Here is a 13,655-nt window from a genome sequence, read left to right as displayed (position 1 = left end):
CCGGCTGGCTTACGGAATTTGCGCGGACGAAAAACCCGCGCCAGCACAGGCGGACCATCGATGAAGGTTTTCGCAGGCAACTCGAACCGGCTCCTGGCCGAAGCGATCTGCAATTATCTCAACCTGCCCCTGGGCAAAGCAACCGTTAGACGGTTTGCAGACCAGGAAATTTTCGTGGAAATTCAGGAAAACGTGCGCGGCGAGGATGTCTTCCTCGTTCAATCGACGTCCTTTCCGACCAATGACCATCTGATGGAACTGCTGATCATGACCGACGCCATGCGCCGATCCTCAGCCCGCCGCATCACCGCCGTCATCCCCTATTTCGGCTATGCCCGCCAGGACCGCAAATCCGCTCCGCGCACGCCGATTTCGGCCAAGCTGGTCGCCAACCTGATCACCGAAGCCGGTGCCGACCGCGTCCTGACACTCGACCTGCATGCCGGCCAGATCCAGGGCTTCTTCGATATCCCGACCGACAACCTCTACGCCGTGCCGATCCTGTCGCGCGACGTGAAGGAAAACTACAATCTCGAAAACGTCATGGTCGTTTCGCCCGACGTCGGCGGCGTGGTCCGGGCGCGTGCTCTTGCCAAGCGCCTCGACTGCCAGTTGGCCATCGTCGACAAGCGCCGCGAGCGCGCCGGGGAATCCGAGGTGATGAATGTCATCGGTGATGTCACCGGCAAGGACTGTCTGCTGATCGACGATATCGTCGACAGCGGCGGCACGCTCTGCAATGCCGCCGAGGCGTTGTTGAAGAACGGCGCCACCAGCGTTACGGCCTATATCACCCACGGCGTTCTGTCCGGCGGTGCGGTCGCCCGCGTGACCTCGTCGAAGCTGAAGGAACTGGTGATCACCGACTCGATCCAGCCGACCACGGCTGTCCAGTCGGCGCACAATATCCGCGTCATCTCGACCGCCAGCCTGATCGGCGAAGCGATCAACCGCACCAGCCAGGAAGAATCGGTCTCCAGCCTGTTCGATTGATCCACTCAATCGGCGGCCCGGACCGCTTTACGCTCTTTTGACAATCGGAATGGCACAGGCCTCGCCGCCGGCAAACAATCGTGAGCGGGTGAGAAACCGTCGTTCGCGGCCATTGTCGAGCGAAAACATCCCGCCCCTGCCCGGCACGACGTCGATGATCAGCTGCGTGTGTTTCCAGACCTCGAACTGGCTGGCGCTGATATAGACGGGCACACCACCAATCTCGCCAAGCTTCACGTCGTTGTCGCCGACGATGTAATCGTCCGCCGGATAACACATCGGCGATGAACCATCGCAACAGCCGCCTGACTGATGAAACAGCACATCGGGATGATCCTGCTGGATCTCCTTGATGAACGCCAGCGCCGCATCGGTGGCCAGCACACGCGGTTCGCCGTGGATGGTGTCGGTCATTGTCATTTCCTTCCGGACCGCCCGGATCGGCGGCGCACTCGGATAACTCCCTCCCCCTTGTGGGGAGGGTTGGGGAGGGGATTTCTTTTTTTTTGAAAAGAAAGAGCCCCTCCCCGTCGCTTCGCTCCGACCCTCCCCACAAGGGGGAGGGGTAACCTCAAAAGAAACCCAGCGCTTTCGGGCTGTAGCTCACCAGCATGTTCTTGGTCTGCTGATAGTGATCGAGCATCATCTTGTGGGTTTCGCGGCCGATGCCGGATTGCTTGTAGCCGCCGAAGGCCGCACCTGCCGGATAGGCGTGGTAGCAATTGGTCCAGACGCGGCCGGCCTGGATATTGCGGCCGAAATTGTAGCAGCGATTGGCATCGCGGCTCCAGACCCCGGAACCCAGGCCATAGAGGGTATCGTTGGCGATTTCCAAAGCCTCCTCATCGGTCTTGAAGGTCGTCACCGATACCACCGGCCCAAAAATTTCCTCCTGGAACACGCGCATCTTGTTGTGGCCCTTGAACACCGTCGGCTTGACGTAGAAGCCACCTGAAAGTTCACCCTCAAGATTGTTGCGTTGTCCGCCGATCAAGACCTCCGCACCTTCCTGTTTGCCGATGTCCATGTAGGACATGATCTTTTCCAGCTGTTCGCTGGAGGCCTGGGCGCCGATCATCGTCGACATGTCGAGCGGGTTGCCCTGCTTGATGGCCGCGACGCGCGCAATCGCCTTTTCCATGAAGCGGTCATAGATCTTTTCGTGCACCAGCGCACGGCTCGGGCATGTGCAGACCTCGCCCTGGTTGAGCGCGAACATCGCAAAACCTTCGAGCGCCTTGTCGAGATAATCGTCGTCCTCGCGCATGACGTCTTCGAAGAAGATGTTCGGCGACTTGCCGCCGAGTTCCAGCGTCACCGGGATCAGGTTCTGGCTGGCATATTGCATGATCAGACGGCCGGTGGAGGTTTCACCGGTAAACGCGACCTTGTTGATGCGCGGGTTGGTGGCCAGCGGCTTACCGGCCTCGAGACCAAAACCATTGACGATGTTGAGCACGCCGGGCGGCAGAAGGTCGCCGACCAGTTCAATCCAGACGAGGATCGAGGCCGGTGTCTGTTCGGCCGGTTTCAGGATGACGCAATTGCCGGCGGCAAGCGCGGGTGCCAGCTTCCAGGCCGCCATCAGGATCGGGAAATTCCACGGAATGATCTGGGCGACGACGCCGAGCGGCTCATGGAAGTGATAGGCGACGGTATCATGGTCGATCTCGCCGATCGTGCCTTCCTGGGCGCGGACGCAGGAGGCGAAATAGCGGAAATGGTCGATGGCGAGCGGCATGTCGGCGGCCATGGTTTCGCGCAGCGGCTTGCCGTTGTCCCAGGTCTCTGCCTTGGCCAGAAGCTCGATATTGTCTTCCATCCGCTGGGCGATCTTCATCAGGATGTTGGCGCGCTCGGTCGAGGAGGTCCGGCCCCATTTTTCCTTGGCGGCATGGGCGGCATCCAGTGCAAGCTCGATATCGGCAGCCTCCGACCGGGCGATCTGGCAGAGCACGCCGCCGGTGACCGGTGTGGTGTTGTCGAAATAGCGGCCGCTCACCGGCTCGCGCCAATCGCCACCGATATAGTTGCCATATTTCTGCTTGAACGGATTCTCGACGATCTTTTGATGCAACATGTGATTTCTCCTCCTGAACAGACTCCAACATCTGCTGAGGAGAAAGGTGCGCCGGAACTTTCAGAACGCGTATAGCAACCCTGCTTGCGCAGGGCGCCAAGTGTTTCAGATGTGCGACAGGTGAAATGCAGCAAACGTGCTGCAGCGCGGCAAATGACGTTGAGCCGGGACCGGCAGTATTAGTTGACCGAAAGTTTCTTCATCTTCCGGTACAGCGTCGCCCTGCTGATCCCCAAAGTATCGGCCGCCAGAGATACATTGCCATTGGCGCGCGACAACACGCGGCGAAGAGCGGCACGTTCGGCATCGACAAGATCCTCGCCCTGCCCGGTCGGCGTCTCGTTCAGGAGATCGGCAGCGGGCACGCCACCGGCAATGCGCCGGTCGTCGAGATTGAGCTTGAGGCGGGCGGCGCGGGTTGCCCCCAGTACGAGATCGTCGCGGTCGATGGCGATCAGTGCCGGGCTGCTCTTGCCGTCGGCTGGCACCAAAAGGATGCGCGCGCCGTTGAAGGCGCGGTGGAACAGATTGGCCTCGATCCGGGCGGCAGCGTCGCGCACCGCTTGCGATAACAGCAGCATGGCCATTTCGCCGGCATCGTCGCGGCAGGTGGAGATATCGATGGCGGCGGCGATCCGTCCGAGATGATCGCGGATCGGCGCAGTGACGCAGGAAAGCCCGGTGTTGCAGCTGAGGAAATGCTGGTCGCGCTGGATGACGACGGCGCGCTCGTCGGCGATGGCCGTGCCGATGCCGTTGGTGCCGACGCTTGCCTCGCTCCACACGGTGCCAGACCAGAGACCCAGCCCGCGAAAATCATGGTCGTCGCCAGGCGCACCGCGGCGCTCGAGCGCAATGCCGTTCTCGTCGGTCAACAGCAGGCAGCATCCCGCCTTGCCAACCGTTGAAAACAGCCGGTCGAGTTCGCCCTGTGCTTCCTCGATCAGGTGCCCGGATTTTTCCCGCGCGGCCTGGAACTCCTGTTGCGATAGCCTGAGCGGCGAACGGGCATCCTCGGGAGACAGTCCATGCACGGTCAGGCAGCGGCGCCATGAGGCGGCGACGGGCGAACTGGCTGCGGCCGACATGTGGTGTGCAACGGCCTGAACATGATCGGAATGTTTCATCGGCTCTCCTCCCTGAGGGCTGACGCGAACCTCACCATAGATAGAATGGCAGTAAAACGTCCAGTTGAACAAGGTCAAAGACAAAACGGCAGGTGCACCAATTATTGGCGGTGCAAGGCAGATAGTATTGCACGAACATGACGATATGATAGGCGAATCTATCGTCCAGACACGCCCCGCAGCCATGGTCCCCGTACAATGTTTCGTGACTTCTCCCTTCAGAGCCTGTTCATGGGCCTGCTCACTGCCTTTGTTGGTTTCGCCAGTTCCTTTGCCGTCGTGCTGCATGGATTGACCGGCGTCGGCGCAACCGAGGCGCAGGCGGCTTCCGGGCTGATGGCGCTGTCGGTATCGATGGGTCTGTGTGCAATCGTGCTCAGCCTTTCGACGCGACTGCCGGTCAGCATTGCCTGGTCGACGCCGGGTGCGGCACTGCTGGCCAGTTCGGGTGCTGTGGCTGGCGGGTTCAACACGGCGGTCGGCGGCTTCCTGATCTGCGGCGCCCTGATCGTCCTTGCCGGACTGTGGAAGCCGCTGGGGCGGGCGGTCGCCGCAATCCCGGCAGCGCTGGCCAATGCGATGCTCGCCGGGGTGCTGATCGGGTTATGCTTCGCACCGGTCAAGGCCATCGCCTTCAACCCGCTCCTCGGCCTGCCGATCGTTGCCGCCTGGGTGGTTGTCAGTAGCATCAACCGGCTGTTTGCGGTGCCTGCCGCCCTTCTGGCATTCGTGCTGGTGCTGGCCCTTGGGGTCGATATGCCGGCCGATGCGATGGCGCGGCTTTCGGCGACGCTGGTTCCGCATATGGAATGGGTTACCCCGGCTTTCACAGTCGCCGGCCTTGTCAGCATCGCGCTGCCGCTGTTCATCGTCACCATGGCGTCGCAGAACATCCCGGGCATCGCCGTCCTGAAGGTCAACGGCTACGAACCGCAACCCGGCCCGCTGTTTGCAACAACCGGTTTGTTTTCAATCCTGAGCGCCCCGTTTGGCGGCCACGCGGTCAATCTGGCGGCGATCACCGCTGCCATGTGCGCCGGCGAGGACGCGCATCGCGATCCGACCCGGCGCTACTGGTCGGCGATCGTCGCCGGTGCCGGTTACATCGTCTTCGGGCTTTTGGCGGCGACCGTGACGGCTTTTGTCAGCCTCGCCCCACCGATCCTCATCCAGGCGGTCGCCGGCCTTGCCTTGATCAGCGCCTTTGCCGGATCGGCCATGGCCGCATTCAAGGAGGCCGACGGCAGGGAAGCGGCGGCCGTGACATTTCTGGTCACCGCGTCCGGCGTCAGTTTCGCAGGGGTCTCCGGTGCCTTCTGGGGGCTGATGGCTGGCGGCCTGATGCTCGCAATCGCCCGGTTCACCCGGTCAAGGAAAGGCTGAAACAGCCGATCACGCGACGGCGGAACGGATGTGGATGGTTTCCGGTTCCGTCTGGCCGGTCTGATCGCAGGGTCGCTCCCCGCCCGGCCTGTTCACCACATGACTGATCTCGCTCAATGGCATCGGCCTGCCGAACAGAAAGCCCTGCACCTGCGGACAGCCTTCCTTCAACAGGAAGTCCATATGCTCTTCGCGTTCCACGCCTTCGGCCAGAACCGGAATGCCGAGACTGTCGGCAAGAATGATAGTCGAGCGGACGATGGCCGCCGACTGGCGATTGGTCGTCACGCCATCGATGAAGGCACGGTCGATCTTGATCTTGTCGAACGGAAAGTTCTGCAAGGTCGTCAGAGAGGAATAACCGGTGCCATAGTCGTCCATGGCGATCTTGACGCCGAGCTGCTTCAACTGCCGGATGATGCGCAGGGCATTTTGATGGTCGGCGATAATACCGGATTCGGTGATTTCCAGCTCCAGCCGCGACGGATCAAGGCCCGTTTCCAGAAGGATTTCGTGGACCCGTGCCGCCAGGTTGGCATTCGCGAGCTGTCCCGGCGCGACATTCACCGCGATCTTCAGCGGGTTCTTCCAGCATGCCGCCTGCTGGCAGGCCGTGCGCAAGACCCAATCGCCCAGTTCGTGAATGAAGCCGTTCCTATCGGCGATCGGAATGAATTCCGCCGGCGGCACCATGCCCCGCACAGGATGATGCCAGCGCAGCAAAACCTCGAAGCCGATGACGTCACGGGTCAGCGAGTTGTTTTGATACTGGTAATAGAGCTCGAATTCATTGCGCTCGATCCCCTGGCGCATGTCCATCGCCAGTGCGCTGCGGTCGCGGGCCGCATCATCCATCGCCGGCTCGTAGTGCCGAACGGCGTTCGATCCGACAGTCTTTGCACGGTACATCGCAAGATCCGCCTGGGCCAGAAGCTCCTCGGGTTTGGGCGCGTCGGCGGGGTAGCGGGAAATACCCACGCTGGTGCCGACAAGCAGATTTTTCCCCTGCCATTCGACGGGCTTGATGATCGCCTCGATCAGCCTCGACGCGAAGGCGGACGCGGCATGATCCCCGGCGAGATTGCGGGACAGGGCAACAAACTCGTCGCCCCCCATGCGGGCGATGAACTCCCCCTCGCCCAACACCTTCGACATGCGTTCGGCCACGCCGCGCAAGACCGCATCGCCGGCCGCATGCCCATGCACGTCGTTGACGTCCTTGAACCGGTCGAGGTCGAAGGACAGGACCGCAATCCCCGGCGCGTCATTCTTCTGCCGGGATATCATCTCCTGAATATGTTCTCCGAGAGCGACGCGGTTTGGCAATCCGGTCAACGGATCGTGAAGCGACAGATAGCGGAACCGCTCCGCCGTTCCCCGGGTCGATTGAAGGTCGATGGCGTAGGTCGATGCGCCGAGCGCCAGCATCATGCCGATGATTGCAACCACGACCGTCAACAGGCTGTCGGGGATCATGTCATTGGAGGTGACAATGAGCGAATCCGGGATGATCGTGATCGCGCTCATCGCGGTAAAATGCATCGTCGTGATCGCCAGGATCAGGGCGGCAATACCGAGATATTGACGCAGCGGCGCACCTTGTCTTGCAATCAGGCTCATCGCAACGGCGCCGAAGCCGATGCCGAGAAACACCGAGGCAGCGTAGTAGCCTGGATCCCATTCCATCCGGCCGGCGATCTGGTAACCGGCCATGCCTGTATAGTGCATGATGGCGATCCCTGCCCCGACGACGCCGCCGCCGAATTCGATGAGAAAGCCGGGCTTGCCTGCCGCCGTGATCAGAAACCCCAAAATGGTGACGCCGATCGCAGCAGCCAGCGATGCCATCGTCAGCGTCGGCTCGTAGGCATGCGCCAGGGGCGGATCGAAACTCAGCATGGCAATGAAATGCGTCATCCAGATCGTCGATCCACCGACGACACCGCTCATGAACAGCCAGTTCAGCTTCTGCATCCCACCGCTGCGCTGAACCCGGACATAGAGCCGGACAGTTAAAAGCGAACCCAGTACGCAAACAAGAGTTGCGAGCGCGAGAAGTCCGTAACTATGGTCGGTGGCTATACAAGAAAGAACCTTGAGCATTGACACCACTCGTACTGATACGAAAGCATCGTCTCACGCAACCACTAATAATCCTTAAATGACATTGCCGCAACCTGCCATGGGAACGGCACCCCGGGAATTGGATGTCCGGCAATGACGTAAACCTCGGAAAATATGTGTTCTTCGGTTCGGCGTATCGTCCCAGATGCGGCGCCGTTCACACCACTGAACCGAAAAATGCACTCGTACAACGTGCAGTTTTAAGGTGTTTGACCCGGCCTGTGCAACGCGCAGGCCGCAATTGTCCGATTTTGGTGCGTCCGCACTTTGTCAATCATGCAGCGACGGCGTTTTCCCCGTCCCTTTCGGGCGCCTGCGCAGGGGCTGGAAGCAGCAGTGGCGTATTGTTCACCACATGGTCGATCTCGCTGAGCGGCATCGGCCGTCCGAACAGATATCCCTGCACCTGCAGGCAGCCTTCGCTGCGCAGGAAGTCCATGTGTTCCTCGTTCTCCACCCCTTCGGCAAGCACGGGAATGTCCAGGCTCTGGGCGAGGATGATGGTCGAGCGGACGATCGCGGCCGACTGCCGGTTGCTGGTCACCCCATCGATGAAAGCACGATCGATCTTGATCTTGTCGAACGGAAAATTCTGCAGCGTCGAAAGCGACGAATAGCCGGTTCCATAGTCGTCCATGGCGATCTTGACGCCGAGCTGCTTCAACTGACGGATGATGTGCAGCGCGTGCTGCTGGTCGGCGATGATGCCCGATTCGGTGATTTCCAGTTCCAGGCGGGCTGCGTCGAGGCCCGTTTCCTTCAGGATTTCGCTGACGCGGTTGGGGAAATTGGTATCGGCCAGCTGGGCCGGGGCAACATTGACGGCAATCTTGATGGGATTTTCCCAGGAGGCCGCCTGACGGCAGGCGCTCAACAGAACCCAGTCCCCGAGTTCGTGAATGAAGCCGTTCTTCTCGGCGATCGGGATGAATTCCATTGGCGGAACCATGCCGCGCACGGGATGCTTCCAGCGCAACAGAACTTCAAATCCGATGACGTCCCGTGTCACCGAGTTGTTCTGGTACTGGTAATAGAGTTCGAACTCGTTGCGCTCGATACCCTGGCGCATATCCATGGCAAGGACGCTGCGACTGCGAGCGGCATCGTCCATCGACGGTTCGTAGAGTCGGATCGAATTGGAACCGGCCGCCTTGGCGCGGTACATTGCGAGATCCGCCTGCGCCAAAAGCTCTTCAGGCGTGCCCGCATCAACAGGGAAAAGCGAAATGCCCACGCTGGTGCCGACCAAGAGTGTCTGCCCTTGCCATTCGACAGGCCTGCCGATCTCCGCGATCAGCCGCGAAGCAAAGGTTTTGGCCTCGCTTTTCATGAAGAAATTCGACGTGAGCGCGACGAATTCATCGCCGCCGATGCGGGCGACGTATTCCCCCTCACCCAAGACCTGTGACATCCGCTCGGAGATTGTGCGTAAAACCGCATCACCGGCCGCATGGCCGTGGACGTCGTTGACATCCTTGAACCGGTCGAGGTCGAAGGAGAGCACCGCGACACGTGCGGTATCGTCCTTCTGGCGCCGGATAATGTCTTCGAGATGCTCGCCGAAGGCAACCCGGTTCGGCAGGGCCGTCAGCGGATCGTGCAGGGACAGGTGACGGAAGCGCTCGGCGGCCAGATGGCTGGAATGCAGATCGATGACATAGGTCGAGGCACCGAGGCCGAGCATCAGGCACATCATCGCCATGACCATGATGATCAGCAGATTGTCCGGAATAAGAGCCGCAGACGGCTGGATCATCGGATCGGGAACGATGGTGATCGCGGCCATGCCGGTGAAATGCATGCTGACGATTGCCAGGATCAGCGCTAAGACACCGCCGTATTTGCAAAAGCGTGTTACCGGACGCGCAACCCGGCTGGTGGCCAGAGCCCCGAAACCGATGCCCAGAATGATCGAAGCGGCATAATAGGTGAAATCCCATTCCACCCGGCCGGCGATCTGGTAGGCCATCATGCCCATGTAATGCATGATGGCGATGCCGGCGCCGACGATCGCACCACCAAGCTCGATGGTCGGACCGGTCTTGCGCATCGCCGTGACGGCAAAGCCCAATGTGGTGACGGCGATCGCCACGCCCAGCGATGCCAGGGTAAGGATCGGCTCATAGGCATGTGCCAGCGAGGGCCTGAAACTCAGCATGGCGATGAAATGCGTCGTCCAGATCGTCGATCCGCCGATCGCGCCGCCCAGAAACAGCCAGTTCAGCTTCTGCACACCGACGGTACGCCTGACACGGGCATAGAGCCGTATGGTCAGGACGGACCCGAGAACACAGACGAGAGTTGCAAGCGACAACAAGCCATAATGATGGTCTGTTGCGATGCAGGAGAGAACCTTGATCATAAAACACCTGTTTTGAACGTGGCCGCAATGTGCCATGCAACAGCTAAGAGAGATTAACGGGGCGGATTTTCCATAATTTGACGGTTATCAAGCCCTGAACGATATCGCGCGTTGCGTGCAACGGCGGTTGCAGCGCTACTTTCAGGCGGATTTTGAGGCAAAGCGGCGCTTTTTCCCGAAAAACCGGCTTTGCTTGCATTTACGGGTATTCTCGGCTATGGACGCGCGTCCGCGCAGACACCCTTGGAGGCAAACGCGGATGAGGCGGTCAAACGTCTCGGTTCATCCTGTCTTTACAAATCAAGCGGATGAGCTCTCCAAAACACACCAGAAAGGTACGACCATGAGCCATGCATCCTACGAGCTCAAGGCCGAAACGCGCGAACGGGTTGGTAAGGGGTCCTCCCGTGAACTTCGCCGCAACGGTCTTATTCCTGCAGTCATCTATGGTGACAAGCAGACACCGATTTCCATCGCCCTCTCCACGAAGGAAGTCACCCAGAAGATTCACGCCGGTGGTTTCATGACCACCATCGCCACGATCGACGTTGGCGGCGAGAAGATCCGCGTCCTGCCGAAGGACTACCAGCTGGATCCGGTCCGTGACTTCACCATGCACGTCGACTTCCTTCGCGTTTCGAAGGATAGCGTCGTCACCGTTGAAATCCCGGTTCACTTCGTCAACGAAGAAAAGTCCCCGGGCCTCAAGATCGGCGGCGTTTTGAACATCGTTCGTCACGAAGTCGAACTGGTTGTTCCGGCCGACGATATTCCGGAATTCCTGACGGCCGACCTGTCGGGCCTCAAGATCGGCGACGGCATCCACATCTCGAACATCAAGCTGCCGAAGAACGCGACACCGGTTATCGCCGACCGCGACTTCACCATTGCTACCATCGCGCAGCCTGCCGGCGGCACGACGGAAGAAGAAGAAACAGCTTCCGAGTAAAAATCGGGGCCTGACGGCCTGGATTGTGAACCCGCCTCACACCGCGTGAGGCGGGTTTTTTGTTGCGTAGTGCGCGCCTCACCGGTCCAGTACGGTGGACCAACCCGGCTTTTGTCCAGAGGTTTCAGCAACATTTAAGATTTTCATGATGTGTTGTCGCTGGGGGATTTTTCCGGCTTCAGTGTACGAGAATCCTAATGGGACGTAAGATTGGTAAAGCGACCGGGTGCATCCGATGATGCACTCTGTTGAAAATCGTTTTATTGCGATCGTTTGTGGTGCGATGCTTGTCTTTATCGCTCCGTTGATCGTGTTGTTTCTGACCCTGTCGTCAGAGCGCGTTGCGCGTGACAGCCTGCAGAACACGCAGGTTCTCATGGAGGCAGGTGCTCAGGCGCTTGCCAAGCCGCTTTGGGATTTCGATAAGGACGGTATCGAGCAGATTGCAAAATCGCTGATCGGCGATGCGGCGATCATGTCGGTGCAGGTAAAAGACAGTTCCCAATCGATCTCCGTCACTCTTCCCACCGGCCCAGTGGATGCCAGCCTGCCGCACAAGGTTCTCACCAGGGAAATCCTCTATAATTCGAAGGACGGCCAAAAATCTGTCGGCACTCTGGAGATATGGCTCTCCACGCCCGGCCTCCTGTCGCGCTTCAGCAGGGATGAGCTAAGCGTATTCTTCATCCTGATCGTCGCCGTCGGCATCGTCTTTGCAGCAGCCATCCTCGGCAACCGCCTGACCGTCATCCGGCCGCTGATGCGGTTGACGGCAGCGATCGAAGCCACCCGGAGGCTCGGTTCGCGCCACCATGTCGACTGGACTTCGGACGACGAGATGGGAGCGTTGGCCCATAATTTCAACGAGATGCAGAGCAAGCTGGAGCGTGAGGAAACCGAGCTGAAGCTCGCCCATAGCCGGGCGACCGACATCTACAACCTTACCCCTTCCATGCTGTTCTCCCTTGATCCGGCCAATTGCCTCACCGCCGTCAGCGACTACTGGCTGACGGCCACTGGCTATGCGCGCAGCGATGTCATCGGACGTGTCTTTACCGATTTCGTCGATGAACACTGGCACGAAACCTACCGGGCGCGCCGCCGCAACGGCAACACCACCCATGCCAATATCTGCGAGGTCACGGTTCCCTTCATCAAGGCGAATGGTGACACGATGACCGTTCTCATCCTTGAAATGAAAAGTGCCACCAGCGGCGAGCGCGGCGGCCTCTCTCTGTCCGTCATGACCGACGTCACCGAACTGAAGCAGGCCGAAAGCCGCAACCACGCGCAGGCCATCACCGATCATCTGACAGGCCTCTTGAACCGCCAGGGTTTCGAAGCAGCCCTCGATGAGGGCATCCATCAGGCAGACGAGAACAGGATGCAGCTCGCCTGCATCTTCATCGATCTCGACCGCTTCAAATGGATCAACGACAATTTTGGCCATGCCGCCGGCGACGAAGTGTTGCGCCAGGTGGTTGCCCGCATCCGCACAACCCTTCGCCCCGGAGATACGATGTCGCGGCTCGGCGGCGACGAATTTGCCATCCTCGTCAGCGCCGAGGATGTCGAGGCCCTGGCAAGCGAAATCGGCGACCGCATCTGCGCCAGCCTGCGCCAGCCGATCCTCGTCGAAGGTGCGGAGCTCTCGGTCAGCGCCAGCGTCGGTATCGCGCTTTATCCCGACCACGCGGCAAACGCGGCGGAACTGCTTTTGAAATCCGACATGGCGATGTATGCGCGCAAGCGCGACGGCAAGAACGGCATGCTGCTGTTCGATACCAGCATGCTCGACATCGCCCGCGAACGCCATGAGATGGAACAGAATATCGAGGCCGGCCTCAAGGACGACTGGTTCGAAGCCTATCTGCAGCCGATCGTCAGCTTGAGCGATGGCCGCATTGCCGGCTTCGAAGCGCTGATGCGCCTGAACCATCCGGAAAAGGGCATCCTGCCGCCCGCCAAGATCATCGGCATTGCCGAGGAAACCGGCACGATCGCCCGCATCGGCGAGCGGGTGCTGGAAAAGGCGATCAGCCACCTGGCCCGGCTGACGCGGATGGAGGGGACAGAGACCACCTATCTCGCGGTCAATTTCTCGCCGCTCCAGTTCGAAGAGACGTTGCCGCACAAGCTGGCGGCACTGCTGCTCAAACACCATATCTCGCCAGCCCGCATCGTCATCGAAATCACCGAAGCCGTGCTGATGCTCGACAATCCCGATGTACACGCGGTGCTGAAGCAGCTCAGCGAATTCGGCTGCCGCATCGCGCTCGACGATTTCGGTACCGGCTATTCCTCGCTCAGCTACCTCAACCGGTTCCCCGTCGATATCGTCAAGGTCGATCAGTCCTTCACACGGTCGCTGACGACAGGAACTGCCGACGTCCGCCGCAAGAGCCGGATGTTGATCAAGGGCATCCGGACGATCTCGCACCAGATGGGCTGTACCGTGGTTGCCGAAGGCATCGAGACCAAGGAGCAATGGGAACTGCTGCGCAAGCTCGGCCTCGACTATGGCCAGGGCTATCTGTTCAGCCGGCCGATGCCGATCGAAAACATGCTGCTGATGCTGGAAATGGAATCGGAAGCGAAGGCCACCAGTCTCGCATGATGACAACGACAATGACGGGA

9 protein-coding genes are annotated in these 13,655 nt (G+C 60.0%); 4 read left to right on the top strand and 5 right to left on the bottom strand.

Annotated elements, in window-relative coordinates; all coding sequences use genetic code 11:
* Nucleotides 1-60 precede the first annotated feature (60 nt).
* Nucleotides 61-993 carry a ribose-phosphate pyrophosphokinase gene (locus ACP7E6_RS01460; RefSeq protein WP_426227249.1) on the top strand — a complete coding sequence of 311 codons (933 nt, stop codon included), beginning with the start codon at nt 61-63 and terminating at the stop codon, nt 991-993.
* Nucleotides 994-1,020: 27 nt separating this feature from the next.
* Here ACP7E6_RS01460 and ACP7E6_RS01455 read toward each other — a convergent pair whose 3' ends face one another.
* The 3 genes from ACP7E6_RS01455 to ACP7E6_RS01445 all read right to left on the bottom strand — a co-directional run bounded on the left by ACP7E6_RS01455 (nt 1,021) and on the right by ACP7E6_RS01445 (nt 4,200).
* A complete protein-coding gene (locus ACP7E6_RS01455; protein ID WP_426227247.1) occupies nt 1,021-1,407 on the bottom strand; it encodes a DUF779 domain-containing protein in 387 nt (128 codons plus the stop codon).
* Between the two features lie 157 nt (nt 1,408-1,564).
* Complete coding sequence (gene adh, locus ACP7E6_RS01450) at nt 1,565-3,073, bottom strand: aldehyde dehydrogenase (protein ID WP_426227245.1); 1,509 nt, start codon at nt 3,071-3,073, stop codon at nt 1,565-1,567.
* A gap of 179 nt (nt 3,074-3,252) precedes the next feature.
* The gene (locus ACP7E6_RS01445) at nt 3,253-4,200 is read right to left on the bottom strand and encodes a helix-turn-helix domain-containing protein (protein WP_426227243.1); all 948 of its coding nucleotides are present in this window, start codon (nt 4,198-4,200) and stop codon (nt 3,253-3,255) included.
* Nucleotides 4,201-4,398: 198 nt separating this feature from the next.
* Between ACP7E6_RS01445 and ACP7E6_RS01440 the strand changes: the two genes are divergently transcribed.
* Nucleotides 4,399-5,583, top strand: coding sequence for a benzoate/H(+) symporter BenE family transporter (locus ACP7E6_RS01440; protein ID WP_426227241.1), 1,185 nt, complete (start codon nt 4,399-4,401; stop codon nt 5,581-5,583).
* Between the two features lie 9 nt (nt 5,584-5,592).
* On the opposite strand, the gene ACP7E6_RS01435 is transcribed toward ACP7E6_RS01440, so the two are convergent.
* Nucleotides 5,593-7,557 (bottom strand): bifunctional diguanylate cyclase/phosphodiesterase, encoded by a 1,965-nt coding sequence (locus ACP7E6_RS01435; protein ID WP_426227239.1) that lies wholly within the window; start codon nt 7,555-7,557, stop codon nt 5,593-5,595.
* A 424-nt stretch (nt 7,558-7,981) separates the two neighbouring features.
* Nucleotides 7,982-10,069 (bottom strand): putative bifunctional diguanylate cyclase/phosphodiesterase, encoded by a 2,088-nt coding sequence (locus tag ACP7E6_RS01430; protein ID WP_426227237.1) that lies wholly within the window; start codon nt 10,067-10,069, stop codon nt 7,982-7,984.
* Nucleotides 10,070-10,412: 343 nt separating this feature from the next.
* On the opposite strand from ACP7E6_RS01430, the gene ACP7E6_RS01425 reads away from it, so the two are divergent.
* Together ACP7E6_RS01425 and ACP7E6_RS01420 are read left to right on the top strand one after the other, a co-directional pair.
* Nucleotides 10,413-11,018 carry a 50S ribosomal protein L25/general stress protein Ctc gene (locus ACP7E6_RS01425; RefSeq protein ID WP_209855063.1) on the top strand — a complete coding sequence of 202 codons (606 nt, stop codon included), beginning with the start codon at nt 10,413-10,415 and terminating at the stop codon, nt 11,016-11,018.
* A 235-nt stretch (nt 11,019-11,253) separates the two neighbouring features.
* Nucleotides 11,254-13,635: an EAL domain-containing protein gene (locus tag ACP7E6_RS01420; protein WP_426227235.1), complete on the top strand. Its 2,382-nt coding sequence runs from the start codon at nt 11,254-11,256 to the stop codon at nt 13,633-13,635.
* Nucleotides 13,636-13,655 lie beyond the last annotated feature (20 nt).

Origin of the sequence: Pararhizobium sp. DWP3-4 (assembly GCF_049898205.1) — a bacterium.
GTDB lineage: Bacteria > Pseudomonadota > Alphaproteobacteria > Rhizobiales > Rhizobiaceae > Pararhizobium.
Note: the sequence above shows the minus strand (reverse complement) of the source record. Positions and strands in the feature narration are given on the sequence as shown.